This window comes from Micromonospora sp. C97 (assembly GCF_018070385.1).
In the GTDB taxonomy this organism is placed as follows: Bacteria; Actinomycetota; Actinomycetes; order Mycobacteriales; family Micromonosporaceae; genus Micromonospora; species Micromonospora parva.
In genome coordinates, this window is record NZ_JAGPXU010000042.1 from 12992 (window position 1) to 39466 (window position 26475).

A 26475-nucleotide genomic window follows, 5' to 3' on the forward strand; every position below is an offset into this window, starting at 1 on the left:
CAGCTGACACCCCATCCAAGAAAGCGGAGTAAGTGAGTACTTCCGAGACCGCGCGCCCTGCCACGCTCGACGCCACCGGCCTTCGCGAACTGATCGAATCCGGTCATGCGCCCCGGGTGCTGGACGTGCGTACCCCGGCGGAGTTCGAGACGGCGCACATCCCCGGCTCGTACAACGTGCCGCTCGACCTGCTCAAGGAGCACCGCCGGGAGTTGCGCGACCAGCTGGACGAGGACGTCGTTCTGGTCTGCCGCTCCGGTGCCCGCGCCCGCCAGGCCCAGCAGGCCCTGGCGGGGGTCGGCCTGCCCAACCTGACGGTGCTGGACGGCGGCATCATGTCCTGGCAGGCGGCCGACGCGCCGGTCACGCGGGGCGTGCCCCGCTGGGACCTCGAACGTCAGGTCCGCCTGGTGGCCGGCTCGATCGTGCTGGTCAGCATTCTCGCCTCGGTGTTCGTGCCGCAGCTCAAGTGGGTGGCCGGGGCCATCGGCGCCGGCTTGACCGTCGCTGCCGTCACCAACACCTGCGCCATGGGGATGTTGCTCGGCAAGCTGCCCTACAACCGGGGTGCCAGCCGCGACCTCGACACCGTCATGGGCCAGCTGCGTGGGAGCGCCGTGGAGCGGGCATGACCGCCACAGTGGCGCTGACCGTCGGGCTGGCCGTGCTGATCGGGGTCAGCCTCGGGCTGTTGGGCGGGGGCGGCTCGATCCTCGCCGTACCGCTGCTGGTCTACGTCGCCGATCTGCCCGCGAAGGAGGCCATCGCGACGTCGTTGCTCGTCGTCGGCGCCACCAGCCTGGTGGGCGTCATCCCGCACGTCCGCGCCCACCGGGTGCGCTGGCGCACCGGCCTGATCTTCGGTCTCGCCGGCATGACCGGCGCCTACGCCGGTGGTCGCCTGGCCGGGCTCATCCCCGCCGGAATCCTGCTCACCGGGTTCGCGGTGATGATGCTGGCCACCGCGGTGGCGATGATCCGTGGCCGACGCGAGGCCGCCGGCACCGTGGTGCCACACGAGCTGCCGGTGCCACGGGTGATCCTCGACGGTGTGGTGGTCGGCCTGGTGACCGGCCTGGTCGGCGCGGGCGGCGGCTTCCTGGTGGTGCCCGCCCTGGCGCTGCTCGGTGGCCTGCCGATGCCGGTAGCGGTCGGCACCTCGCTGGTGGTCATCGCCATGAAGTCGTTCGCCGGCCTGGCCGGCTATCTGGCCGGAGTGGACATCAACTGGAGCCTCGCGGCAGCGGTCACCGTCGCTGCCGTCGCCGGCAGCCTGGCAGGTGGACGACTCACCGAGCGGATCCCGGCGGACATCCTGCGCAAGGCGTTCGGCTGGTTCGTGGTGGTGATGGGCGTCTTCGTCCTCGGTCAGCAACTGCCCGACGACCTGCGGACCAGGCCGCTGCTCTGGGCCGGCGTCGGCGTCGCCGCCGCGATCACCGTGACGCTGACCGTCCTGCACACCAGGAGAGCGTCCGAACCGAGCGGATCGTCGCCCCGCCACTGACACCCGGCCGCCTGGCGCGCGCGGTGGGACGCAAGCCGTTGCGGCTGTTCATCCGCTGGTCGACCTGGTTTGACAGCCGTCCGCGTAGATGTCATCCGGATGGCATGTCACGAGCCACGAATCCCACCGATGATTTTTTTGTCTGGATGATCGGCTGGCGGACGGGCCCGTTCATGGCAAGGTGTTGATCTGCCCGGGCGCGGGCGCGCACCTAGTCACGCAGGGAGTCATCGTGGCCCACCCCGACCTGCAGACCGACAATGTGGACCAGGGCACCGGACATTCTGCGATTCCCCGCCAGCGGGGCGAGGGTGTCGCGGCGCGGCAGGCGCTCGACGCGTGGGCCGCCGGACGGGACAGCGCCGCAGCGGGCGCGAGCTGGCGTCCGCTGCGGATCGCGATGATCGGCCAGAAGGGGATGCCGGCGACCTACGGCGGGATCGAACGGCACGTGGAGGAGATGGCCAGCCGGCTCGCCGGCTACGGGCACGAGGTCACCGTCTACTGCCGCCGCAGCTACGGCGAGACACCCGCCGACGGCTACCGGGGGGTGCGGCTGCGCCAGACCCACACGATCGCGAGCAAGCACCTCGACGCCATCGTGCACGCGGCGACCTCGACCATGGCGGCGATGACCGCGCGGCCCGACATCGTGCACTACCACGGGCTCGGCCCGGCCCTGGTCGCCCCGCTCCCGCGCGCCCTGTCCCGGGCGCGGGTGGTGCTGACAGTGCACGGACTGGACAACCAGCGGGGCAAGTGGGGGCTCGCCGCCCGGGCGGTGCTGGGCAGCGCCCACTGGTTCAGCGGGTACGTCCCGCACCAGCGGGTGGCCGTCTCCCAGGGGCTCGCCGCCCACTACAGCACCCGGTTCGGCAGCCCGACGACCTACATCCCGAACGGCGTGAACCCGGCCCGAACGGCACGGACCCGGCAGATCCAGGACCGGTTCGGGCTGACCCCCGGCGGCTACCTGCTGCTGGTCGGGCGGCTGGTGCCGGAGAAGGCGGCCGACCTGCTGATCCGGGCCTTCCGGCGCACCGAGACCCCGATGCGCCTGGCGATCGTCGGCGGGTCGTCGTTCACCGACGACTTCGTGGACCGGCTGCGCCGTGAAGCCGGGGCGGACGACCGGATCGTCTTCACCGGGTTCGCCTACGGCGACCTGCTCGCCGAGCTGTACTCCGGTGCGGCCGGATTCGTCCAACCGTCCCGGCTGGAAGGGCTGCCGTTGACGTTGCTGGAGGCTGCCGCGTACGGGCTGCCGATCGTCGCGAGCGACATCGCGCCGCACGTCGAGGTGCTGAGCGCCGACGCCGCCGGAGGGCGGTTGTTCCGCGACGGCGACGAGGACGACCTGTTCCGGGCGCTGACGTCGCTGCTCGCCGACCTGCCGGGCGAACGGGCCGGTGCCGTGGCACTGGGCGAGCGGGTCACCGGCAGGTACAGCTGGGACACCGCCGCCCGTGAGTTGGAGCAGCTCTACCTTCGCCTGGCACCGGAGCCGGGACGACGGGGCAGGGCACGACGCGCGGCGGCCGCCGACTGACCGGGCGGTGTTCGCCGGGGGAGCGGGGGTCAACCCGGCGGAGGACGCAACAGTCGGCGCAACGGCCCCTTCTACCGTCGAGGGGACAGGGCTAGATTGAACCGATCTTGTGCCGGGAGGACATCGGTTGGCCGCGCCCGGCAGCGGCCGGGCAGCGCCGATTCAGTTCAGTGGGATCAGTGGAACAACACACGCAGCAGGTCACTCCGCTCATGACCAGGCGGCTCGACCCGACCCGCCTCCTCACCGGCGGCGCGGCGCTGGCCGCCGCGGTCGTGGCGGTAATCGCCGGTGTCTCCATGGCGGCCGGTGACCGTCGGGGCATGGTGCTGCCACTCGCGGTGGTAGCGGGGATCGCGGTGGCCGTGCTCGCGCTGACCCGGTTCGCCGGGTACGTGCTGCTGATGCTCGCGGTGCGTTCCTGCGTGGACCTGTTCAAGCTGACCGGACCGAGCGCCGGCCAGGCCAACTCCGCCGGAACGGCCCGGGCGGCGGACCCCTCCACACTGCTCGCGGTGCTGTTCCTCCTCGCCGCCGGGCTCTGGCTGGCCGCACAGCTCAGCCGGCACGGGCGGCTGCGCGGTTCCCCGCTGAGCTGGGCGATGCTGCTCGTCGGTGCCAGCAGCGTGGTCAGCGCCCTCGGTGCCAGCCGACCGGCGAACAGCCTGTTGGAGGCGCTGCGCATCCTCACCGTGGTGGTGATGTTCGTGGTGCTGGAACAGCTCATGCCGGACACTGCGGCGATCCGTCGGGTCCTGCTCGCCTGCTACGCCTCACTGGTGCTGGCGTTGGGCTACACCGTCGTCCTGTCGCTGCTGGGCAACCCGCCGGCCGAGGTGAAGGGCGACTTCACCCGGATCAGCGGCACGTTCAGCCAGTCGACCACGTTCGGCCGGTACCTGATGTTCATGGTGATCTTCGGGTTCGCCGTGTACCGCTTCCTGGACCGTCGACTGCGGGCGTCCCTCGGCGTGCTGCTCGCGCTCTCGCTGCTGTTCCTGCTGCTCACCAACACCCGAAGCGCCCTGCTCGGCGCGGCGATCGGCCTGATCGTGGTCGCGGTGCTGCATCGCAGCAAGCGGATGCTGGTCACCCTCTGCGTGGTGGCGGTCGCCGGGGTGGCACTGGTGCCCGCCGTCGGCGAACGGTTCGCCCAACTCGGCGTGTCCCGCGCGGTCGGTGGCGACCCGACCGGAAACACCCTGCAGTGGCGGATCAGCTACTGGACCGAGATCGTCACGCTGGCCGACCGGAATCCGGTGACCGGCATCGGACCGAACATGACCCAGCGCGAGACCGACGAGGCGAAGAAGCCGCACAACGACTTCCTGCGGGCGTACGTGGAGACCGGGTTGCTGGGTCTCGGGGCGTACCTGCTGATGCTGTTCGCCTTTCTGTACACCGCCCGGACCGCGCTGCGGCGGGCCCCTCCGGGCAGCTTCGAGCGTGGCGTCGCGGTCGGGTTCACCGGCTGCGCCGCCGCCTTCGTGGCGGTCAGCGCCGCCTCCAACGTGATATCCAACGTGGTCACCCTCTGGTACTTCGTCGCGTTCGCCGCGGCGGCCAGTGTGATCGCCCGCCAACCGGCTCCGCACCTGACCGGCGAGCAGCCACGACGCACGTCCGTCCCGGTTTGACTGAACGACAGCATTGGGGAAAAAGTGGAGATCGTCGACTACCTGCGGGTCGCCCGGCGGCGCCTCTGGGTACTCGTGGGGGTGCCGGTACTCGCCACCGGGGCCGCGGCCGCCATCGTCCTGCTCGCGCCACAGCAGTTCAGCGGAACCGCGTACGTGGCGGCGCCGGCCCTGGTGGGTGGCACGGCCGGGACGCAGTACACCGGTACGCAGGCGGCGAGTCAGTTCGTCGCGGCGTTCGGCGCGGCGGTCACCTCACCCCGGGTCCTCGCCGACGTGGCCGCTGACACCGGGGTGCCGCCGGAGCGGCTGCGCGACGGGCTCGCCATCAGCCAGGTCGGCGCGAGCAGCCAGTTGGAGGTGACGTACACCGTCGGTGACCGGGCGACTGTCGCGCCGGTGCTGACCGCCACCACCACCCGGGCGCTGGCGTTCCTCTTCTCCTCCCAGGTCGGCATCGCCACCGGTGAGGTCGAGGCGGCCAACGCCGATGTCACAGCGGCGACCAGGGCGATCGGCGAGTGGGAGAAGGCGAACAAGGTCTCCCAGCCGGACCGGATCTACCAGGCGACGCTGGGCGAGCTGACCAGCCTGCGCCAGCAGCAGCTCTCCATGCAGGCGGTCGGCAACGGCCGTGGCGTCGACGCGGCGACGAGCGCGATCACCGCCGCCCAGAAGAAGCTCGACGAGCTGGGGCCGAAACTCCCCGACTACCAGGCGCTGCTCGCCCAACGGGACGCGGCGACCAACGCGCTGTCGCAGGCGCGGGAGGGGTTGCAGGCGGCGCGGGCGCAGGCCCAGGCCGCCGACCCGAAGCAGGTGACCAGCATCGGCGAGGCGCACGAGGTGAGCCGGCTGACCGAGCTGGTGCGTACCGCCCTGCCGGTGGGCGGTGCGGGTCTGCTGCTCGGCGTGCTGCTGGTGGGCGTACTCGAACTGCTTTCGCGGGGCCGAGCCGCCACCCGCCCGGCGGCCGCGAGCACCGCGGCCCCCGCGCTGCCGGCGGAGACCGTGACCGCGGCACGGCCGTGACCATCGGAGAACGGGCCGCCGGGTGCGCGAGGTGACCGGCCGGCCGCCGGCCGCGCCGGATGCCGGCGACCAGCAGGTACGCGGTATGGCCCGCGGCGGTGTGCTGAACCTGGCCAGCGCCGTGCTCAGCCAGGTGGCGCTCTTCCTGGTCATGCTGTTGCTGGCCCGGGCCCTGGGGGTACCCGAACTCGGCCGGTATGCCCAGGTCTACGCGGTGTTGTCGCTGCTGGGGTTGCTCTCGCTCTCCGGTTTCCGGGCCGGGCTGACCCGGTTCGTGGCGGTGCATCTCGCCGACGACGAGCCGGCTGCCCTGCGGGGCGCGATCCGGCTCGGGATCGGCATCTCGGCGGCCGCGTCCACGGTGATCGCCCTCGGTCTGGCGGTCGGCGCGCCGTGGCTCGCCGACGCCCTGCACGACCCGCAGCTCACCACCGGGCTACGGCTGGTGGCGCTGTGCCTGCCCGCCAGCACGGTCTGCGAGGCAGCGCTCGCGGCCACCCGGGGCTGGCGCACCCAACGGGCCTACGCGCTGATCGGCCAGGTCTACGAGCCGGCCGCCCGATTGGCGCTCACCGCGTTGGCGCTCGCCCTCGGGGCGGGCCTGACCGGCGCGTTCTGGGCACTGGTGGTGGCGAGCTGGAGCGCCGCCGCGTTCGCTCTCGTGGCGCTCGCCCGGATGGTGCGCCGGGTGCCCGCCGCCCGGCCCGCGTACCGGCCGGGGGAGTTGTTCCGGTTCTCCACCGTCAGCTGGGTCTCCTCGCTGTCGTCCACCGGGCTGATCTGGGTGGACGCGTTGCTGCTCGGCTTCTTCGACTACGGTGCCGACGCGATCGGTGTCTACCACGTGGCGACCCGGCTGGTCACCATCGCGGTGTTCGTGCTGGCACCGGTCAACGCCTCGTTCGGTCCGCACCTGGCGCACCTCTACCACCAGGGTCGACTGGACGAGGTGCGCCGCATCTACCGGGTCGCCACCGGTTGGGTGCTGCGGCTGTCGCTGCCGGCCTTCGTGGCGTTGCTGGTCTTCCCGGAGCAGTTGCTGCGGCTGGTCGGCGGGCCGGGCCTGGTCGGCGGCGCGGCGGTCACCGTGGTGCTGGCGCTCGGTCAGCTCGTCAACGCCGCGACCGGGCCCTGCGGGACGTTGCTGAACATGTCCGGCCGGGTCTCGGTGAACATGATGGACAACCTCGCCGCCCTGCTGCTCAACGTCCTGCTCAACCTCTGGCTCATCCCGGCGTACGGCATTCTCGGCGCGGCGGTGGCCTGGGCGGTGTCGTTGGCGGCGGTGAACGTCGCCCGGGTCTGGCAGGTGCGCGCGCAGGTGCACACGGTGCCGGTGACGGCGGGCATGGTCAAGGGCCTGGTCGCCGCGCTGGTCGCGATGGGTGTGGGGTTCGGTGTGCGCTGGCTGGTCGAGGGGTGGACCGCGCAACTCGTTGTCGGCCTCGCCGCGATCATGGTGGCGTACCTGGCCGTGGTGTTCGCCCTCGGGCTCAGTCGGGAGGACGTCATGGTGCTGCGCGCGGTGACCCGCCGAGGCGGTCGACGTGCCGCCGCCGACCCCGCCGAACCGGCCGACGGGGTGGGTGCCGCTGCGGGTGCCGGCCAGCGCGGGGCGCGCTCGTGAGCGGCGGCGCACGGCGTCAGGTCACCGACCGGCTGCGTCGGGGGGTGCGCACGGCACGGGCCTGGGGACGGGCGGCGCGACCGGGGGAGCCGGGACCGCTGCCGGACTTCCTGGTGATCGGCGCGCAGCGCTGCGGCACCACGTCGCTGTACCACCACCTCGCCGCGCATCCCCGGGTCCGGGTGCCCACCGGCAAGGAGTTGCAGTACTTCAGCGTCCACCACGCTCGGGGGGCGCGGTGGTACCGGGGGCACTTCCCGCGCCTCGCCCCGGGGGAGCGCACGTTCGAGGCGAGCCCCTACTACCTGTTCCATCCGAGCGTGCCGGCCCGGGTCGCGGCGGCCCTGCCGCAGGCCCGCTTCGTCGTCCTGCTGCGCGACCCGGTGCAGCGGGCCTACTCGCACTACCTGCACACCCGCTCGTACGGCGTCGAACCGCTTTCCTTCGCCGACGCGTTGGACGCCGAGGAGGAGCGGCTGGCGAGGGCGACGCGGCGCGGCCCGGACAGCCCGGCCGCGCACCGGGCGTTGCGTAACCACTCGTACGCTGCCCGGGGCCGCTACGCCGAGCAGCTGAACCGGTGGTTCGCGCACGTCCCCCGGGAGCGGATCCACGTTGCCCGGACCGAAGACCTGAACGCCGACCCGGCCGGCACGTACGGCGAGATCGTGCGCTTCCTCGGCCTGCCGGCCTTCACCCCGGAGGCGTTCACCCGGCACACCCGCCGGGTCGACCCGGGCGTCTCCGAGCTGACCCCGGCCCTGCGGGAGCGCCTGAGCGAGCAGTTCGCGCCGCACAACGCGCGCCTGGCCGCCCTGTTGGGCTGGTCCGACCCCTGGCTTGGACTAGGGCCTGTTTCATAAGAACTGGCCGGCCTGCGGCGGGCCCGGACGACGACCGGCGGCGTTGCGGTTTCGTCCGGATACGACACCGGTATCCGGACGAAACCGCGCCTTGCCGGATCGCCGCCCGGACTCCGCCTCGGCTCGGCCGCCCTTATGAAACAGGCCCTAGCGGACGGCGGCGAGGACCCGGTCCACCGGCTGGTCGGCGCGGAGCACGACGGGCACGTCGGTGATCGTGGTGCCGCCGCCGGCCACGCCCAGCGGGGAACCCACCGCCCCGGCCCGGGCGCCCGGTGCCGCGGGCACCGTCACCGGCGTGTTCGACGCCGACCAGAGCACCAGCGTGCTCTGACCACCCCGGACGAACGCGACCCCGTTCAGCCTGCCGGCCACCGAGGCGGGTAGCGGCGTGACGGTGGCGTCCCGGGCGGCGTCGGCCAGGGCCGCCAGCATCCGGCCGGCCTCCCGTTCGGTGCCGTCCGGGTCGAGCAGGCCGTAGCGGACCTCGCTGCCGGCCGCGTTGTTCGGGTTGTACGCCAACGGCAACCAACTGATCTCACCGATCCCACCGGCCGCCAGCAGGGTGACCGTCTTGACCATCTCCGTGGCCCGGCTGGCCGGGTCGCCGTCGCCGTCGCGCCAGAACTGACCGACCTCCCACGCCTGGATCGGGGTGCCCGGCGGTGTGGTGGCGCGCAGGTAGTCCAGCAGCGGGGCCACCCCGCTGAAGTGCTCGTAGAAGTGCACCTGCCGGACGTCGACGGTGCGGTCGGTCAGCAGCGACTCGGTCACCGCCAGGAAACGCAGGTTGCGGCTGTTGGTCTCGGTGCCGAGCGCCCGACGTAGCTGCGCCTCCCCGGTCACCGCCGGAATCTGCTGCCCCCGGGTGCCGACCCGACGCTGGAAGTACGCCTGATAGGCGGCGACGGCCTCGGGCACCCGATCGGCGCGCAGCAGCCGGTCGGCGACACCCATGCCGTACGCGACACTGCTGATGCCGGAGTCGACCACCCGCGCCTTCTGGTCGGTCGCGCGGATCGTCTCGGCGGCGGCCCGGAGCAGCCGCGCGTAGTCCTCGGGGCTGCCGGCCCAGTAGCTCGGCGCGTTGACCTCGTTCTCGATCGCGTACTCCCGCACCCCGTACGGGCCGTAGCGGTGCACCACCTCGCCGACGAACCGCTGGTACGCGCCGAGGTCGGTGGGCATCGCCGACTCGGTCTTGTTGGCCGCGCCCCGGGTGTAGCGTGCGGTGCCACCGGTCGCCCAGCACACACCGGTGCGGATCTTCAGGTGCAGTGTGATGCCCAGGTCCCGGCTGCGCGTGGCGATCTCGTCCAGCCCGGCCCAGTCCGCCTTACCGGGGGTCCGTTCGATCTCGCACCAGGAGATCTCCTCGTACGTCGCCGAACCGGCGAGCCGGCGCAGGTACGGCCCGAACTGCTGAAACCGCGACCAGTCCCAGTGCGCGCCGAACGGGTTGCTCACCTGCTCGCCGGTGCGCGCCGGCGCGCCGGTTGCGGGTGCCGCCGTCGCGGAGGGGGTGGCGGCCGGCGGCGGATCGTTGTCGCCGCCGGTGCAGCCGGCGGTGAGCAGGAGGGTGGCGGCGATGGCGACGGTGGCGATCGCGCGCCGCCGGCTCGGGCGGGTCACCGGTAACCCAGGGCGCGCAGGGTCGGACCGGAGAAGACCCAGACCAGCAGGCGCAGGAACGGGTCGAGTTCGCGGCGGTAGGTGCCCACCCGGGAGCCGTAGATCGGTTCGGTGACGCTCGCCGCCGCCCGTCGTCGCTCCGCCTCGGTGGTGTACTTCTGGGCCACGTCGTGCTGCTTGCTGTCGTAGTCGAGGATGCCGTCCTCCCACGGTTCGCCGAGGAACTCGAACAAGGCCCGCATCGTCTTCTCCGGCTCGCTGACCGCCTGCTCGTAGCGCAGCTCGTAGTAGCGGTCCGCCGGCAGGGTGGCGCCGACCGCCCGCGCGGCCCGGATGTAGCGCGGCCACTTCACCACGCACTTCACGGCGGACCAGTAGCCGAACCGTTTGCGGTGCGAGACCACCACGTCGCGGCCGTCCCGGATGAGGTGCACGATCTGGGCGTCCGGGAAGACCTCGGTGACGAAGTCCAGCGACATCGCGTACAGCGGGGTCTTGTCGGCCCACCGGGCCTTGCCCCGGGCGGCGGCGTAGTCGGCGTGCACACCGCCGAAGAAGTCCCGGATCCGGCGCAGCCAGTCCTCGCGCGGAAACCCGAAGCGGGCCAGCCGTTCCCAGTCCCGGCCGACGATCCGTCGCAGGTCGGGCAGGAACCGGGTCTCCGGGCCGCAGCTGATCCGCGAGTGTGAGTCCAGGACGAGACGCACCATGGTGGTGCCCGACCGCTGGCAGCCGACCAGGAAGATCGGCGCGGTACGGGTTCCGGTCTCAGCCACTGTCGGCCGCCTTCGTGGTCTCGGGTCGGGCGTCGGCCGCGGCGCGGTCGAGCCGGTCGGTCAGCTCGTCGCAGCGGGCCCGCACGCGCCTGTCGATCGGCAGCCGCCGGTGCTCCGCCGCACCGTGTGACTGGCGGGGGCCGATGTGCGCGTGCAGCCGTGGGTGGTACGGGAAGTCGAGGAAGGCGCAGAGCCGCCGAAGCTGTGCGGCGGGGTCCGCGACCAGGCTGTCGTAGCGGCACAGCAACACGTCGGCGCGCCGGTCGAGGCCGAGCCGGAAGACCAGCGAGTTGCGGACGTACCAGAACAGCGCCGCGCCGCTGTGCGGATCCAACCGTTGCGGGTCGTGGGCCCGGATCAGCTCGACGGCGTCGGCGTCGAGGCGCTGCCCCTGCCACCGTCGCCCGATGCTGCCGTCGGCGATCGCCCGCAGGGCCCGCAGGTTGGCGTCCCCGAACTTGGCGACCTCGGAGCGGGCCCGGTCGTCGACGTCGCGGTAGACCCAGAGCGCGCGCCCGGGGGTCAGCCCCGGCAGGGCCAGCAACTCGTCCACACGGTGACTCTCGCAGAGCGGCTTGACCAGGACGTACGCGTGACGGCTGCGCTGGATGACGGCGGTCAGCACCGGGTCCGGGCGGAGTTGGAAGCGGTGGAAGAGGGTGCTGTCGTTCTCGTTGCGGACCTCGACCTCGGGTGCGGCGTCCAGGCCGCGGACCAGCATGTTCGTGCCGGAGCGTTGCAGGCCGACCAGGTAGACCGGCATCGCCGAGCCGGGCGTGCGGCCGGCCCGCCGCCGCCAGCGTCGCTTCGCCAGTGCCGTGCCGATCCGGTCGACCGGGTTGAGGCGGTCCTCCTCGATCAGCCGTCCGATCCCCTCGGTACGCGCCCAGCGCAGGTGCCGCCGGACCCGCCGCGCGGTGTACGCGAGCGCGGAGACCTCGTCGTCGGCTGCCACGGGTCCTCCTTGTCGGGGCACCGGCCCGGCCCCGCAGCAGAGCGGGTACGACCGGCGGCAGCCAGGCTATCGGGAGATCATGGCGGGAGGCCAGGCTGCGGACCGCACGGGCAGACGAAGATCACCCGTTCAGCCACATGGCTAATGTGAACTGGACTCGCTGACCCGGCCTGCATACCGTGGGCCGTGGCCGGGGCGGGCGGATCTCGGTCATCACCTCGGGGCCCGATTCGCCCGATCGACGTGAGCAGGCCGAGTCGATGCGCGTGCTGCATGTGAACAAGTTCCTCTACCGCCGTGGCGGTGCCGAGGGGTACTTGCTCGATCTCGCCGACCTGCAACGGGCCGCCGGCGACACTGTCGCCTACTTCGGCATGAGCCACCCGGAGAACGAGTCGCCGCTGCCGTACGCCGCGCGGTTCCCGTCCGAAGTGGAGTTGGAGCCGGCGCCGAGCGGGGTGCGGCCCCGGGCGGTGGCCGTCGGGCGGATGCTGTGGTCGCCGACGAGCCGGCGCGGACTGGCCCAGGTGATCGACGACTTCCGGCCGGACGTGCTGCACCTGCACAACATCTACCACCAGCTCTCCCCGTCGGTGCTCGCCGCGGCCCGCGCCGCTGGGGTGCCGTGCGTGCTGACCATGCACGACTACAAGCTCGCCTGCCCGAGTTACCAACTGCTGGACCGGGGCCGGCCCTGCCAGGCGTGCGTCACCGGTGGCCCGTTGCAGGCGGCCCGCCGCCGCTGCAAGGACGGCTCGCTGTCACGCAGCGGACTGCTCGCCGTCGAGTCCTGGTTGCACCGGCGGCTCAACGCGTACGACCCGGTGCAGCTCTTCGTCAGCCCGAGTGGGTTCCTGGCCGACGTGATGCGCCGCGCGGGCGTCTACCCGGACCGGTTGCGGGTGGTCAACCACTTCGTCGACCTGACCGGTGTCACCGCCAAGCAGACGCCCGGCGGCGGTGTCGTCTTCGCCGGCAGGCTGGCCCCGGAGAAGGGCGTCGACGTGCTGATCGAGGCCGCCGCCGCGCTGCCGGACGGGGTCGGCGTGGACGTCGCCGGGGACGGGCCGGCCCGCCCGGAGCTGGAGGCGCTCGCCGCCCGGCGGGTGCCCGGCCGGGTCCGGTTCCACGGTCGGCTCGACAAGCCCCGCCTGCACGAGCTGATCCGGTCGGCGGCGGTGGTCGCCGTCCCGTCCCGGTGGCACGAGAACCAACCGATGGCGGTGCTGGAGGCGTTCGCCTGCGGTGTCCCGGTGGTGACCACCGATCTGGGTGGGCTGCCCGAGCTGGTCGAGTCCGAGGTGGACGGGCGCATCGTCGCCGCCGACGAGCCCACCGCCCTCGCCGCCGCGCTGACCGACATCCTGGCCGACCCACAGCGGGCGTACCGGATGGGCCGGGCCGGCCGCACGAAGATCGCCGCCCAGTTCGCGCCGGACCGGCACCTGGAGCGCATTCGCGGGCTGTACGCCGAGGCCTCCGCGGCGCTGCCGGCGCGGCGGCGGACCGGTCGCGCCACGGCCGGTGGGGGAGCGGCCCGGTGAGCCGGGTACGGGTGCTCTACCTCGCCGGCAGCGGTCGCAGCGGCAGCACCCTGGTGACCACCGTCCTGGGCCAGTTGCCGGGCTTCTTCGCGGCCGGCGAGCTGCGGTACCTGTGGCGGCGCGGCATCCTGGAGAACCGGCAGTGCGGCTGCGGTTCCCCAGTGGTCGACTGCCCGCTCTGGGCCCGGGTGCGCGCCGACCTGAGCGACGCCGACCCGGCCGGGATCGCCGCCCGGTTGGCCCAGCGGCTGCGGCTGCGGCGGCTGCCAGCGCTGCTGCGCCGCCACCGTCGCGGCCAGCCGCCGGTCCCCGGCCACCCCGATGACAGGCACCTGGCCCGGCTCTACGCCTCGATCGCCGAACACGCACTGCCCGGCCGGTCCGACGGTGTCATCGTCGACTCCTCCAAGCTGCCGCCGTACGGCGCCCTGCTCGGCAGCCTGCCCGGCATCGACCTGTACGTCCTGCACGTGGTGCGTGACCCGCGCGCGACCGCGTACTCCTGGCGTCGTCGACGCCTCCTGGACGGTCCCGCCGACGACCAGCTGATGAGCCGACCACCCGTCGGCAAGGCCGCGCTGCTCTGGCTGGTCTGGAACACCGCGACCGTACGCCTGTGGGGTGGTCGCCGCGGTGCGCCGGGCCGCTACCTGCGGGTGCGGTACGAGGATTTCGTGGCCGACCCGGCGGGCACCACCGCCCGGATCGCCGGCTTCGTCGGCGCGACCCCCGACGAGCTTCCGTTCCCGACGCCGGCCACGGTGCGGCTCCGGCCCACCCACTCGGTGGCTGGCAACCCCTCGCGGCACCGCACCGGGCTGGTCGAGGTGGTCGCCGACACCGAGTGGCTGACCGGGCTCACCACCCGCGCGTACGCGGTGGTGACCGGGCTGACCGCCGTGGCCCTGACCCGCTTCGGCTACCCGTTACGCCACCCGGCGGCCACCTCGTCAGCCGTCCGCCGCGCCGCGGACCCGGCCGTCTCCCCGTCACCCGCCACCCGGCAGGAAGGCTGAACGATGCTCTCACTGGTGGTGGGCACCGGTCGCTGCGGTTCGACACTGGTCCAGGAGTTGCTCTCCCGGCATCCCGCTGTCGGCTTCGTCTCCGGCCTGGACGACAAACTGGCCCGGCTCAACCCCAAGGGCAGGTTCAACGGCCTGCTCTACCGGCGCTCGGCACCGCGCCCGGCGGGAATGACCTCGCTGCGACACAGTCGACGGTTGCTGGAGCGGGGTCGGCTCCGGGTGGCGCCGTCGGAGGCGTACCACCTGCTCGACCGGCAGGTGCTCGCCGGTTTCTCCCGGCCGTGCCGGGACCTGGTCGCCGAGGACCTGACGCCGTTCGTGTCCCGACGGTTGCGGGCCTTCTTCGACGAGCGGATCGCCCGGCAGGGCTGTCAACAGCTGGTGCAGCACGTCACCGGGTGGCCGCGCACCGGTCTGCTGCACGCCGCGTACCCGGATCTGCGGGTGGTCAACGTGGTCCGCGACGGCCGCGCGGTGGCCAACTCGTGGCTCCAGATGGGCTGGTGGGACGGGTGGCGCGGGCCGGACAACTGGATCTACGGCCCGCTCCCGTCCGACCTGCGGGAGGAGTGGATCGAGTCCGGCCGTTCGTTCCCGGTGCTCGCCGCGCTCGGGTGGAAGATGCTGATGGAGGCCTTCGCCCAGGCCCGGCTGCGGCACCCGGCCGACCAGTGGCTCGACGTGCGCTACGAGGACCTGGTCGAGCAGCCACGTGAGCAGGTCGCCCGGATGCTCGACTTCCTCGGTCTGCGCTGGTCGACCGCCTTCGAGAAGGGCTTCTCCCGGTACGACTTCACGGTGGGGCGGGCGGAGGCGTACCGGGACGAACTCAGCCCGGCGCAGGTCACCGCCATCGAACGGGTGCTGGAGAAGCCGTTGGTCGAGTGGGGCTATCCGGTCTAGCGGTTCCCGCCGACACGGGTGTGCCGGTGCGGGTATCGGCGGCGCTATCGACTGACGTCACGAGGGGCGGCTAATCTTTGGCCCCACCCCATCGATGTGAGGAGATGCGATGGCGCGCCGCACCGGCCGACCCTCCTACCAGTTGGACACTGCCGCTGTGGGTCGTCGCCGCACCGCGCGGTACGCGGCCGTCGCGGGCGTGATCGCACTGGTCACCGCGTTGCTCGGTGGACTGGTCGGTTACCAGGTGGGCCGTCCGGACGCCACCGAGGCGACCATCGCGAGCATCAAGCAGGCCGAGGCGAAGCGGGACGCCCAGCAGATCGTGGAGTTGACCGAGACCGCGCGGCGCGTCCGCGACCAGGTCGCCCCGGTCCTGGCCGCCATCAAGACGGAGACGACCGGCGGACGCGCACCGGACGCCGCGCAGACCCGCCAGTGGCAGGAGGTCATGCGCCGGGCGGCCGAACCGTTCGCCGACCCGCCGTCGGGGACCACCGCCACCAACGTGGCGCGCGGCGGGCTGCGCGCAGCGGTCCAGCAGGCGTCGCTGGCTGTCGACGCGTACGCGCTGGCCGCCGGCGTTCCGGCCGCGCAGCGGGCGGCCGTGCTGGATGTCGCGGCCCGGCAGGCGGCCGAGGCCGCGACGATCTGGTCGGTGGCGGCGACCCAGCTCGACCAGGTCAGCGTCGACGCCGGCCACGGCCACCAGCACGTGTTCCTGGACACAGACCCGCACGGTGGGGCCCTCACCCCGGACGGGGCGGCCGAGGGAACCGGTGGTTGAGGCAGGTTGCTGCGTGAGTGTCCGGTTCGCCGGCGGTGACCCAGGTGTCGCGTCGCCCGGGTGACCACGGCGTGATCTGGGGGCGACGCGCCCGATCGGGTACGGTCGCTTATCGCAAAGTCTATGAACCAGATTGGCTTTCTGTGCAAGGGAAGCCGAATCGGAGGGACACAGCCGTGAGGTTCCCAAGCGCCGTCCGTCAGGCCGGCCTCGTCGTGGCCGTCGCCGCCCTCGCACTGACCGCGGGTTGCGCGAAGAAGGACGACAGTGAGGTCCAGGCCAGCGGCGTCAAGCTGGTCGCGGCGGGCAAGCTGACCGTCTGCACCCACCTGCCGTACCCGCCGTTCCAGTCCAAGGACGCGAGCGGCAAGGTGACCGGCTTCGACGTCGAGATCATGGACCTGGTCGCCAAGGAGCTCGGCGTCGAGCAGACGATCATCGACACCCCGTTCGAGGGGATCAAGTCCGGCCAGGACCTCAACACCGGCAAGTGCGACGCGGCCGCCGCCGGCATGACGATCACCGAGGAGCGGAAGAAGGTCATCGACTTCTCCGATCCCTACTTCGACGCCACCCAGGCGATGCTGGTGAAGACCGGCAAGACGTACAAGTCGCTGGACGACCTCCGGGACAAGAAGCTCGGCGTCCAGGCGGCCACCACCGGTCGTGACTACGCCAAGAAGCTCGAGGCGGAGAAGGGCCTGAAGCTGGTCGAGTTCGAGGACCTCGCCGCCCTGCAGCAGGCCGTCGCCAACGGCCAGGTCGAGGCCGCCATCAACGACCTGCCGGTCTGGACCGAGTACCTGAAGAAGAACCCGGGCGGGTTCGAGGTCGCCGCCGAGTTCGACACCGGCGAGCAGTACGGCTTCCCGGTCAAGAAGGACGCCAACCCGGAGCTGCTCAAGAAGATCAACGAGGTGCTGGCCAAGGCCAAGCAGGACGGCACGTACGACACGATCTACGAGAAGTGGATCGGCAAGCGGCCGAACGCCTGAGCCGCAGAGCCGGCCGAGCGCCTGAGCACCACGTAGTACCGGAGGGCGCGCGTCCCGCGCGCCCTCCGTGTCGGTAGACCTCCGGGAAGGCAACGAGCCAACGTGAAGCTGCGACGCCGCCAGCGGGAGCGGCTGTCCCTCGGGATCCAGTACCTGATCTTCATCGCCGTCATCGCCGTGGTGGCCTTCGCCGCGGACTGGGGCAGGCTGGCCGACGCGTTCTTCCGCGTCGACATCATCACGTCGATGTTCCCGACGATCATCACCGTGGCGCTGCGCAACACGGTCCTCTACACGCTCGGCGCGTTCGCCTTCGGCCTCGTGTTCGGCACCATCCTGGCGCTGATGCGGCTGTCCCGGGTGGCGCCGTACCGCTGGGTGGCGACGGCGTACATCGAGCTGTTCCGGGGTCTGCCCGCGCTGCTGGTGCTCTTCCTCGTCGGGTACGGCATCCCGATCGCCTTCCCGGAGCGCGAGATTCCGGGCGGGGTGTTCGGTTCGATAGCTATCGGCCTCGGGTTGACCGCCGCGGCGTACATGGCCGAGACCATCCGGGCCGGCATCCAGGCCGTTCCCAAGGGGCAGATGGAGGCGGCGCGGACCCTCGGCATGTCGCACTTCACCGCCATGCGCACGATCGTCATCCCGCAGGCGTTCCGGATCGTGATCCCGCCACTGACGAACGAGCTCATCCTGCTCACCAAGGACTCGTCACTGGCCTACGTGCTCGGCGTGACGGCGCAGACCATCGAGATCACCAAGTTCGGTCGGGACATGCTCAACGACCGGGTGAACGCGACACCACTGCTGGTGGCCGGCCTGGCCTACCTGGTGATCACCCTGCCGCTGTCGCAGGTGGTACGACGCCTCGAACTCCGCTACGCGAAGGCTCGGTGACCCCATGACGACCACGCCTTCCCGCCCCGCCGTGGAGATCCGCGACCTGCACAAGTCCTTCGGTCCGCTCGAGGTGCTCAAGGGCATCGACTTCGAGGTCGGCCAGGGCGAGGTGGTCTGCGTCATCGGGCCGTCCGGCTCCGGCAAGTCGACACTGTTGCGCTGCGTCGACCTGCTGGAGCAGCCGACGGCCGGCACGATCTGGGTGAACGGGGTCGAGATGACCGACCCGGACGTCGAGATCGACCAGGTCCGCCGTGGCATCGGCATGGTCTTCCAGTCGTTCAACCTGTTTCCGCACCTGACCGTCCTGAACAACCTCACCATCGCCCAGCGCCGCGTGCTCCGGCGGGGTCGGGCCGAGGCCGAGCGGATCGCCCGGGCCAACCTGGAGCGCGTCGGGCTGACCGACAAGGCCGACGCCTTCCCGGCCCAGCTCTCCGGTGGGCAGCAGCAGCGCGCGGCGATCGCCCGGTCGCTGTCGATGGAGCCGAAGCTGATGCTGTTCGACGAGCCGACCTCCGCGCTCGACCCGGAACTCGTCGGCGACGTGCTCACCGTGATGCGCAAGCTGGCCGAGGACGGCATGACGATGATGGTGGTCACCCACGAGATGGCGTTCGCCCGCGACGTCGCCGACCGGGTCGTCTTCATGGACGGTGGGGTGGTGGTCGAGCAGGGGCCGCCGCAGGAGGTGCTGGGCGCGCCGAAGCACGAACGGACCCGCGCGTTCCTCTCCCGGGTCCTCGACCCGACCCACGTCGCACAGCTCGGCCAGCCGGACCAGGCACCCGAGCCACCGCAGGCCCCGAGCCTGCCTGCGGACGACCGCCACCAGCTCTGACAGACATCTTCCGGACGGCTGACGCCGGGTTGCCGCAGTGACGGCAGCCCGGCGTCCGCTTGTGTGTCAGCTTCATGTCAATCGACAGACGTCGTGATGTCAAGGTAATCTTTTTGCAATCAGAGCTGTACTTTCGTCGATGGATTACATAAGTTGCTGTCATCCATCGAAAGCTTTGAGTCTTCCGAGCAAAGTACGCGACGAGCCTCACCCTCAGTCGTGCCACCGCCCCCGCGCTCGGGTCGATGCACCCTGTCCTCGTCGCGTCTTCGCCCGGTCGGGAACGGAGACCAATGGACGATCACGCTGGTGGCCCTCACCGCCACCTGTCCCGTAGATCGCTGATCGCCACCGGTGCGCTCGCCGCCGGGGCACTGGGCGCGTCCGCCCCGGCGATCGGCAGCGCGTTCGGCGGCAGCCCCGCCCGGGCCGCCGCCGGTGTCACCAAGAAGATCACCATCTACGCCGAGCAGTTGCCCGGCAACCTGTTCGGGTACGGCCTGGCACCCGGTCAGGCCACCGTTCCGGGCCCGATCCTGGAGATGTACGAGGGTGACACCCTGGAAATCACCCTGGTCAACACCACCGACCAGCGGCTCTCCATCCACCCGCACGGGGTGGACTACAGCACCGAATCCGACGGCAGCCCGTTCAACGCCTCGTTCAACAATCCCGGTGAGACCCGGACGTACGTCTGGCGCTCGCACGAGATGGTGGCCGCGGCGGGCCGGCGGTACATGCCCGGCAGCGCCGGCTACTGGCACTACCACGATCACGCGATGGGCACCGACCACGGCACCGGCGGTGTCGCGAAGGGACTGTACGGCGCGCTGATCGTCCGGCGGCGCGGCGACATCCTGCCGTCGAAGCAGTTCACCGCCGTGTTCCACGACATGATGATCAACAACAAGATGGCACCGGCGACCCCGATGTTCGAGGCGAACCTGGGCGAGCGCGTCGAGTGGATCGCCATCGGCCACGGCAACCTGTTCCACACCTTCCACCTGCACGCGCACCGGTGGGCGGACAACCGCACCGGGATGTTGGAGGGGCCGAGCGACCCGAGCCTGGTGGTCGACAACAAGGACCTCAACCCCGGCAGCTCGTTCGGCTTCCAGGTGCTGGCCGGGGAGGGTGTCGGACCCGGCGCCTGGATGTACCACTGCCACGTGCAGACGCACTCCGACGGCGGCATGGCCGGGATCTTCCTGGTGCGCAACGCCGACGGCAGCATGCCGCCGGGCGCCGAAGAGGCCATCCACCGGTTCCAGGGCCACACCCACACGCACGGAAGCTGACCGAACCGAAAGTGGGGACGGGCATGACCAGAAACCTACGACGAACCCTCGCCGCCTTAGCGGCCCTCGCGACACTGCTCCCGGCGACGACGACGGCTGCGGCCGCCGCCGCGCCACGAACGGCCGCCGCCCCGCAGGCGGCGCAACCACAGAGGACAGCTGTCCTGGTGTTCCACGGGCCGGTGGCCGAACAACAGGACCCGGTGTCCCGTGCGGTCGACACCATCAAACAGCTCGCTGCCGGTCATGACATCGATGTCACGGCCACCACCGACCCCGGTGTGTTCACCACGGCGGGGCTGTCCGCGTACCGCAGCGTGGTTTTTCTCTCCGCGACGGGTGCCGCGCTCAACCGCGACCAGGAGTCGGCGCTACAGAGCTACATGAAGGCCGGCGGCGGTTTCGTCGGCATCGCCGACGCCGCCCGCGCCCAGGTCGACTCGACCTGGTTCACCGGCCTGATCGGCACCCGCCCGGCCGGTGCCATCCCGGTGGCCGAGCCGGTGGCCCGGGTGACCGCCAGCGGCGAGAACCCGCCCAACGAGACCAAGGAGAAGCTGACCGACGGCGACGCCAACACGAAATGGCTGGTCCGCACCCCGACCGGCTGGGTGGCGTACGAGTTGGCCGCGCCGAAGCGGGTCACCGGGTACGCGCTCACGTCGGCCAACGACTCCGCCGGCCGGGACCCGAAGGACTGGACCCTGCAGGGCTCCACTGACGGGCAGAGCTGGACCGACCTGGACCGTCGCACTGGGCAGACCTTCCCGGACCGCTTCCAGACCCGCCGGTTCGACATCGCCACGCCGCAGGAGTTCACCCGTTACCGGCTCAACGTCACGGCGAACAGCGGAGAGCCGCTGGTCCAACTCGCCGACCTGCGCCTGTTCACCGGCAGCACTACCGCCCCGGAGCCGCCCGCGGTGAACCGCGCGGTGGTGAACATCCTGGACCGCAAGCACCCGGCCACCGCGTCGCTGCCGATGACCATCACCCGGTCCGACCGTTGGGAGAACTGGGACCCGAACCCGATCGGTGCGGTGCACACGCTCGCCCAGGTGGAGGAGCGGCACTACAACCCGGGGGCGGCCGCCAACGGCCCGTTCCACCCGGTGTCCTGGTGCCGGGACTACGACGGCGGCCGGTCGTTCTACACCGGCATGGGCCACACCGAGGGCAGCTACGGGGAGGAGGCGTTCCGCACCCACCTCACCGGGGCGCTGAACTGGACCACCGGTCGGGTACGCGGCGACTGCCAGGCCACCATCGCGTCGAACTATAAGGTGGAGCGCCTCACCGCCGCCAACCAGACCGGTCAGCTGGACCAGATCGGCGAGCCGCACGGGCTCACCATCACGCCCGACGGCACCGTCTTCTACGTCGGCAAGGCGGCCTGCCCGAGCGGCCCGATCGCGGACTGGAACAACCCGAACGTCGGCCTGGGCTGCGGCACCATCCACTCCTGGGACCCGCGGACCAAGCAGGTCAAGCTGCTCACCACCCTGGAGGTGATGGGCAACCGGGGCAGCGGCTCCGAGCTGGTGAAGAACGAGGAGGGCCTGCTCGGCATCGTGCCCGACCCCGCGTTCGCCGAGAACGGCTGGCTCTACGTCTACTGGATGCCGCACGAGTCGGTCGACCGGGTGAAGCGGGTCGGTCAGCGCACCATCTCGCGGTTCACCTACGACCGTCAGGCGCAGACCATCGACCAGGCCACCCGCAAGGACCTGTTGCAGTTCCCCGTGCAGGTCCACAGCTGCTGCCACGCCGGTGGCGGCATGGCGTTCGACGCCAAGGGCAACCTCTACGTCGGCTCCGGCGACAACAACTCCTCCGAGGGGTCGCAGGGCTACGCCGGCAACAACTGGACCCAGGAGTACGAGGGGATCTCGTTCCAGGACGCCCGCCGCACGTCGGGTAACACCAACGACCTCGCCGGCAAGATCATCCGGATCCACCCGGAGCCGGACGGCACGTACACCATCCCGGAGGGCAACCTGTTCCCGCCGGGCACCGAGAAGACCCGACCGGAGATCTACGTGATGGGCGTGCGCAACATCGCCCGCCTCCAGATCGATCCGAAGCACCAGTGGCTGACCGCCGGCTGGGTCGGCCCGGACGCCTCGTCGCCCAGCCCCACCCTCGGCCCGGCGAAGTACGAGACGGCCACCATCATCACCTCGGCCGGCAACCAGGGCTGGCCGTACTGCATGGGCAACCGGCAGCCGTACCGCGACCGCAGCAACACCGACGCCACAGTGCTCACCGGCTGGTACGACTGCGACAACCTGAAGAACACCTCGCCGCGCAACACCGGGCTGGAGGACATCCCGGCGGCCCGGGACAACATGATCTGGTACTCGCCGGACGGCGGCGGCCCGGTCTTTCCGAAGCGCACCGACGGCAGCGGCCTGCCGACCTACGTCGCGGCCGACGCCACCTACACCCAGCCGTACCTGCGCGGCGGCGGCCAGGCCATCATGTCCGGTCCGACGTACCACCGCGACCTCGTCGACACCGACAGCGGCGTGGCGTGGCCGGAGCACTGGGACGGCAAGTGGTTCATCGGCGACCAGTCGAACGCCGCCAACCGGGTGGCGGTCACCGTCGACCCGGCCGGCGTGCCACAGGCCGCCCCACCGGTGTACGCCGAGTCGCTGCGGGCCATCATCCCGGGCGGTAACGGCGACACCAGGTTGCAGAGCTGGATGGACGCCAAGTTCGGCCCGGACGGCGCGCTCTACCTGCTCGACTACGGCGGCGGGTTCTTCAGCCTGCACGCCAACCAGAAACTGATCCGGATCACCTACACCGGCGGGGCGCCCACCCCGGCACCGGCGGCGACGTCGGTCGCCGTGCAGAACAAGCCGCTGACCGTGGCCTTCACCGGTTCCCGCTCCGGCGGCGTCAGCCACCGCTGGGAGTTCGGCGACGGCGCCACGTCGACCGAGGCGGACCCCCGGCACGTGTACGCCCGGGTCGGCACCTACACCGCGAAACTGACCGTCACCTACGCCGACGGTGAGACGGCGACGGTGCAGAGCACTGTCACGGTGGGCTGCGCGGTGCCCGACGACCGGCCCACGGTGTGGCTCGGCGACACGGACACCGGGGTGCCCAGTCGCACTGTCGGGCAGGGCTGCACGGCCAACGACCTGATCGACGACGAGAGCACCTGGGCCGACCACAACGGTTTCGTCCGGCACGTGACCGCCGTGGCCCGCTCGTTGCAGGACGACGACCTGCTCAGCACCCGCGAGGCGGGCACCCTCACCCGGCTGGCCGCCGCGTCGGAGATCGGCCGGGACGGCCACACCGGGTACGAGCCGCTCTTCGACGGCACCGCCGAGTCGCTGCGCGGTTGGCAGCAGGCGCCGGACGGGAAGTTCGGCATCGAACCGGACGGGTCGCTGCGTTCCAGCGGTGGCATGGGCATGCTCTGGCACACCAAGGAGCTGGGCGACTTCTCGCTGAAGGTGCAGTTCCGCGACATTGCCCCGGGCACCGGCCGGGCCAACACCGGCGTCTTCATCCGGTTCCCGGACCTGCGAACCCCCCTCGACCAGCGACCGCCGGGCAGCTGCGGCACCGTCGGCTCGGCCCGGACCTCGCAGGCCTGGATGGCGATCTACTGCGGACACGAGATCCAGATCTACGACGGTGACACCGGTGAACCGCAGAAGACCGGCTCGGTCTACAACTTCGACCCGGTGCCGCTCGCCCAGGCCGGCGTCACCCCGAAGAACGAGTGGAACGACTACGAGATCCGCGCCGTCGGGCAGCACTACACGATGATCCGCAACGGCGTCGTGATCAACGAGTTCGACAACACACCCGGCAAGCAGTCGTCGCGTGCCGGCGACCCGCCGACGGACCTGCGGCAGTTCCTGCGCGGCTTCATCGGTCTGCAGAACCACGGTGACAACGACCTGGCCGAGTTCCGCAACATCCGCGTGCGGGAACTCTAGGAGAGACGATGACCCGACGACTGAAGGCCGCGCTGGCGGCGCTCCTGCTCACGGTGATCCCGTTGGCAGCGGTGCCCGCCTCCGCCGCCCCCCGCGTCGCCGCCGACCAGGTGCTGACCTGGACCGCCGACGACAGCATCACCCGCTACAAGTCCGCGCCCACCACGGCGGTGGCCGGGGCGACCACGATCATCTGGGAGAACAGCGCGGCCACCGGCAACACCACCGGGATGCCGCACACCCTGACCTTCGACACCAGCACCGAGGGCTACAACCACGACGTCACAGTCAACATCCTGGCCAGCCCGTTCGACGCCAACGACGGCCGCCACCAGGCCACAGTGACGCTGACCCCGGGCCGGTACCGCTACTTCTGCTCGATCCCCGGCCACAGCCAGATGGTCGGCGAGTTGGTGGTCACCGACGGCGGTGGTGGCGGTGACACCACAGCGCCGACAGTGACCGGCACCGTCTCCGGCGACCAGGACCAGGAGGGCAACTACCTCGGTGCGGCAACCGTGACGGTGACGGCCACCGACGCCGACTCGGGGGTCGCGACAGTCGAATACCAGGTCGACGACACCAGCTTCCACCCGTACACCGAACCGGTGCGGGTGACAGCGGTCGGCGACCACGCGGTGCAGTTCCGCGCCACCGACCAGGCCGGCAACACCAGCGCCGTCGGCTCGGTGCAGTTCCGGATCGTCGAGGCCGGGGAGCAGGACACCACCGCGCCGGAGGTGAAGGCCACGCTGGCCGGCGACCGCGACGGCGACGGCAACTACGTCGGTACGGCCACCGCCACGCTCACCGCCACCGACGCCGGATCCGGTGTCGCCACCATCGAGTACTCGTTGGACGGCGCTGCCTTCACCGCGTACACGAACCCGATCGTCGTGACCGCGGTCGGGATGCACATGCTGCACTACCGGGCCACCGACGTCGCCGGCAACACCTCGGCCGAGCAGATGGAACACTTCACAGTCGTCGAGCCGCAGGCCGCCGACACCACCCCGCCCACCGTCGCCGCCACGGTGACCGGTGACCGGAACGACGACGGCGCGTACGTCGGCGGCGCGACGGTGACCGTCACCGCCACCGACGCCGACTCGGGTGTGGCGAGCGTGGAGTACGCGCTCGACACCGGTGCCTGGGCCGCGTACTCGACTCCGGTCACCGTTCGCGCCACCGGGGCGCACACGGTGCGCTTCCGGGCGACCGACACCGCCGGGAACGCCGCCGCCGAGCAGTCGACGACGTTCACCGTGGTGGCCGACGGCACCGACGCCTGCCCGGAGTCCGACACCCGGGCCACGGTGGTCATCGACGGTGACGACACCGGTGTCCGCAACGTCGACACCGGCGACGGCTGCACCATCAACGATCTGATCGACGAACACGCCGACTACCCCGGCCACGCCGAATTCGTCCGACACGTCGAAGCGGTCACCACCGCGCTGGTGACGGGTGGCACGCTCGACCGGCGGCAGCAGGGCGCCATCGTCCGGGCCGCGGCCCGATCGGACGTCGGCGCATGAGTCCTCGAACCTCATCGACAGGGAGAAACACGATGCCCGGACGTACCGTCGCCAAGCTGGCCACCGTGAGCGCCGTCATCGCGGCCTCGGTGCTGGCCGTGGCGCCCACCGCACACGCCGACCTGGTCACCCACTGCATCGGTACCGGCGGTGCGGTCACCGTGCCCAACGACCTGCTCGTGCCCGCCGGCGAGTCCTGCGCGCTGACCGGCACCACGATCACCGGCAACGTCACCGTCGCGGCCGGCGGCAACCTGGTGGTGACCGGTGGCCGGATCAGCGGCGAGGTACGCGTCGCGGCCGACGGGTACCTGGACGCGACCGAGACGACAGTCGCCGGCCAGGTGGTGCTCGCCGCCGGGGGCTACGGGATCTTCCTGAAGGACGCGAGCACCGGCACTCTCACCGTCCGGCCGAAGGGCTCCACGACCATCGACAGTTTCCTCTTCGCCGAGGCGTCGACGGTCAGCGGGCACGTCAACGTCAGTGCCGGTGAGGTCCGGCTGGACCGGGGCACCCAGGTGCAGCGCAACGTCAGCAGCACCGGCACCTACTACACCGACCTGCACGACTCGTTCGTCGACGGCACGCTGTCGGTGCTCAACAGCGCCACCGGCAGCGTGGTGTGTGGCAGTGCCGTCCAGGGCCGGGCCACCTTCGCCGGCAACCTGGGTGGTGTGCAGCTCGGCCCGAACGGCACCCTCGACAGCTGCGCCTCCGGCGGTTACTGGGGCGGGGACGTGAGCGTCACCAGCACGACCGGTGGCGTCACGGTCGACGACAACATCATCAACGGTCAGCTGGCGGTGACGTCCAACGACCCGGCCGCCCAGGTCGCCGCGAACAACCGGATCCGTGGTGGCGTGACCGGTGACCAGGCCGCGGCCACCACCAACCGGGCGGCGCGGGTGGCCGCACCGGACCGCGAGGAGGCCGGCGACGAGCGCGCCGAGGTACGCCGTACCTCGGCCGTGCAGGAGGCCACCGAGGCGGGCGCCGCCCGGCTCTAGCTCATCGACGCGGCGGTGAGGAAGGGCGGGCCTGGCGGTACTGGGATCGCGCGGACCGGGTGGCGCAGCGACTGCCGCAGGGCTT

At 71.4% G+C, this 26475-nt stretch carries 21 protein-coding genes; 18 read left to right on the top strand and 3 right to left on the bottom strand.

The annotated features are described in order from the left end of the window. Window positions 1-32: 32 nt before the first annotated feature. The 7 genes from KBX26_RS30845 to KBX26_RS30875 all read left to right on the top strand — a co-directional run bounded on the left by KBX26_RS30845 (window position 33) and on the right by KBX26_RS30875 (window position 8215). Window positions 33-632, top strand: coding sequence for a rhodanese-like domain-containing protein (locus tag KBX26_RS30845; RefSeq protein WP_210867021.1), 600 nt, complete (start codon window positions 33-35; stop codon window positions 630-632). Then, entirely contained in the window at window positions 629-1507 is an 879-nt protein-coding gene (locus KBX26_RS30850) for a sulfite exporter TauE/SafE family protein (RefSeq protein ID WP_210867022.1), read from the top strand. The genes KBX26_RS30845 and KBX26_RS30850 overlap by 4 nt, the downstream gene beginning before the upstream one ends. A 232-nt stretch (window positions 1508-1739) precedes the next feature. Beyond that, complete coding sequence (locus tag KBX26_RS30855; RefSeq protein WP_156057993.1) at window positions 1740-3056, top strand: glycosyltransferase family 4 protein; 1317 nt, start codon at window positions 1740-1742, stop codon at window positions 3054-3056. 179 nt (window positions 3057-3235) lie between these two features. After that, on the top strand, window positions 3236-4693 hold the full coding sequence (locus tag KBX26_RS33110; RefSeq protein WP_156057990.1) for an O-antigen ligase: 1458 nt from the start codon (window positions 3236-3238) through the stop codon (window positions 4691-4693). 24 nt (window positions 4694-4717) lie between these two features. Beyond that, window positions 4718-5725 carry a Wzz/FepE/Etk N-terminal domain-containing protein gene (locus KBX26_RS30865; protein ID WP_210867023.1) on the top strand — a complete coding sequence of 336 codons (1008 nt, stop codon included), beginning with the start codon at window positions 4718-4720 and terminating at the stop codon, window positions 5723-5725. Between the two features lie 31 nt (window positions 5726-5756). After that, window positions 5757-7352, top strand: coding sequence for an oligosaccharide flippase family protein (locus tag KBX26_RS30870; protein ID WP_210867024.1), 1596 nt, complete (start codon window positions 5757-5759; stop codon window positions 7350-7352). Next, window positions 7349-8215 (top strand): sulfotransferase, encoded by an 867-nt coding sequence (locus tag KBX26_RS30875; protein WP_210867025.1) that lies wholly within the window; start codon window positions 7349-7351, stop codon window positions 8213-8215. Before KBX26_RS30870 ends, KBX26_RS30875 begins: the two co-directional genes overlap by 4 nt. A 147-nt stretch (window positions 8216-8362) precedes the next feature. Here KBX26_RS30875 and KBX26_RS30880 read toward each other — a convergent pair whose 3' ends face one another. The 3 genes from KBX26_RS30880 to KBX26_RS30890 are packed head-to-tail and all read right to left on the bottom strand — an operon-like array spanning window position 8363 to window position 11578. Next, a complete protein-coding gene (locus KBX26_RS30880) occupies window positions 8363-9847 on the bottom strand; it encodes a hypothetical protein (RefSeq protein ID WP_210867026.1) in 1485 nt (494 codons plus the stop codon). Next, window positions 9844-10623 (bottom strand): sulfotransferase, encoded by a 780-nt coding sequence (locus tag KBX26_RS30885; RefSeq protein WP_030337674.1) that lies wholly within the window; start codon window positions 10621-10623, stop codon window positions 9844-9846. Before KBX26_RS30885 ends, KBX26_RS30880 begins: the two co-directional genes overlap by 4 nt. Then, entirely contained in the window at window positions 10616-11578 is a 963-nt protein-coding gene (locus KBX26_RS30890; RefSeq protein ID WP_210861744.1) for a hypothetical protein, read from the bottom strand. Before KBX26_RS30890 ends, KBX26_RS30885 begins: the two co-directional genes overlap by 8 nt. Window positions 11579-11838: 260 nt before the next feature. On the opposite strand from KBX26_RS30890, the gene KBX26_RS30895 reads away from it, so the two are divergent. The 11 genes from KBX26_RS30895 to KBX26_RS30945 all read left to right on the top strand — a co-directional run bounded on the left by KBX26_RS30895 (window position 11839) and on the right by KBX26_RS30945 (window position 26390). Further along, a complete protein-coding gene (locus KBX26_RS30895) occupies window positions 11839-13122 on the top strand; it encodes a glycosyltransferase family 4 protein (protein ID WP_210861742.1) in 1284 nt (427 codons plus the stop codon). Then, window positions 13119-14138: a sulfotransferase gene (locus KBX26_RS30900; protein WP_210867027.1), complete on the top strand. Its 1020-nt coding sequence runs from the start codon at window positions 13119-13121 to the stop codon at window positions 14136-14138. Before KBX26_RS30895 ends, KBX26_RS30900 begins: the two co-directional genes overlap by 4 nt. 3 nt (window positions 14139-14141) lie before the next feature. After that, a complete protein-coding gene (locus KBX26_RS30905) occupies window positions 14142-15053 on the top strand; it encodes a sulfotransferase (RefSeq protein WP_210867028.1) in 912 nt (303 codons plus the stop codon). A gap of 109 nt (window positions 15054-15162) precedes the next feature. After that, entirely contained in the window at window positions 15163-15840 is a 678-nt protein-coding gene (locus tag KBX26_RS30910) for a hypothetical protein (protein WP_030337669.1), read from the top strand. A 176-nt stretch (window positions 15841-16016) separates the two neighbouring features. After that, window positions 16017-16835: a basic amino acid ABC transporter substrate-binding protein gene (locus KBX26_RS30915; RefSeq protein WP_030337668.1), complete on the top strand. Its 819-nt coding sequence runs from the start codon at window positions 16017-16019 to the stop codon at window positions 16833-16835. 102 nt (window positions 16836-16937) lie between these two features. Next, window positions 16938-17732 carry an amino acid ABC transporter permease gene (locus tag KBX26_RS30920; protein ID WP_030337667.1) on the top strand — a complete coding sequence of 265 codons (795 nt, stop codon included), beginning with the start codon at window positions 16938-16940 and terminating at the stop codon, window positions 17730-17732. A gap of 4 nt (window positions 17733-17736) precedes the next feature. Continuing rightward, the gene (locus KBX26_RS30925) at window positions 17737-18576 is read left to right on the top strand and encodes an amino acid ABC transporter ATP-binding protein (RefSeq protein ID WP_030337666.1); all 840 of its coding nucleotides are present in this window, start codon (window positions 17737-17739) and stop codon (window positions 18574-18576) included. Window positions 18577-18869: 293 nt separating this feature from the next. Beyond that, entirely contained in the window at window positions 18870-19874 is a 1005-nt protein-coding gene (locus tag KBX26_RS30930; protein WP_030337665.1) for a multicopper oxidase domain-containing protein, read from the top strand. A gap of 23 nt (window positions 19875-19897) precedes the next feature. Further along, the gene (locus KBX26_RS30935) at window positions 19898-23842 is read left to right on the top strand and encodes a ThuA domain-containing protein (protein WP_210867029.1); all 3945 of its coding nucleotides are present in this window, start codon (window positions 19898-19900) and stop codon (window positions 23840-23842) included. A gap of 8 nt (window positions 23843-23850) precedes the next feature. After that, the gene (locus KBX26_RS30940) at window positions 23851-25380 is read left to right on the top strand and encodes an OmpL47-type beta-barrel domain-containing protein (protein ID WP_210867030.1); all 1530 of its coding nucleotides are present in this window, start codon (window positions 23851-23853) and stop codon (window positions 25378-25380) included. Between the two features lie 32 nt (window positions 25381-25412). Next, window positions 25413-26390, top strand: coding sequence for a hypothetical protein (locus KBX26_RS30945; protein ID WP_030337662.1), 978 nt, complete (start codon window positions 25413-25415; stop codon window positions 26388-26390). Window positions 26391-26475 lie beyond the last annotated feature (85 nt).

What these genes read in the sequence shown, in the direction of transcription:
- KBX26_RS30850 (WP_210867022.1), top strand. Translation starts at nt 629, where the DNA reads ATGACCGCCACAGTGGCGCTGACCGTCGGGCTGGCCGTGCTGATCGGG.
- KBX26_RS30895 (WP_210861742.1), top strand. Translation starts at nt 11,839, where the DNA reads ATGCGCGTGCTGCATGTGAACAAGTTCCTCTACCGCCGTGGCGGTGCC.
- KBX26_RS30905 (WP_210867028.1), top strand. Translation starts at nt 14,142, where the DNA reads ATGCTCTCACTGGTGGTGGGCACCGGTCGCTGCGGTTCGACACTGGTC.
- KBX26_RS30910 (WP_030337669.1), top strand. Translation starts at nt 15,163, where the DNA reads ATGGCGCGCCGCACCGGCCGACCCTCCTACCAGTTGGACACTGCCGCT.
- KBX26_RS30925 (WP_030337666.1), top strand. Translation starts at nt 17,737, where the DNA reads ATGACGACCACGCCTTCCCGCCCCGCCGTGGAGATCCGCGACCTGCAC.
- KBX26_RS30930 (WP_030337665.1), top strand. Translation starts at nt 18,870, where the DNA reads ATGGACGATCACGCTGGTGGCCCTCACCGCCACCTGTCCCGTAGATCG.
- KBX26_RS30935 (WP_210867029.1), top strand. Translation starts at nt 19,898, where the DNA reads ATGACCAGAAACCTACGACGAACCCTCGCCGCCTTAGCGGCCCTCGCG.
- KBX26_RS30940 (WP_210867030.1), top strand. Translation starts at nt 23,851, where the DNA reads ATGACCCGACGACTGAAGGCCGCGCTGGCGGCGCTCCTGCTCACGGTG.
- KBX26_RS30945 (WP_030337662.1), top strand. Translation starts at nt 25,413, where the DNA reads ATGCCCGGACGTACCGTCGCCAAGCTGGCCACCGTGAGCGCCGTCATC.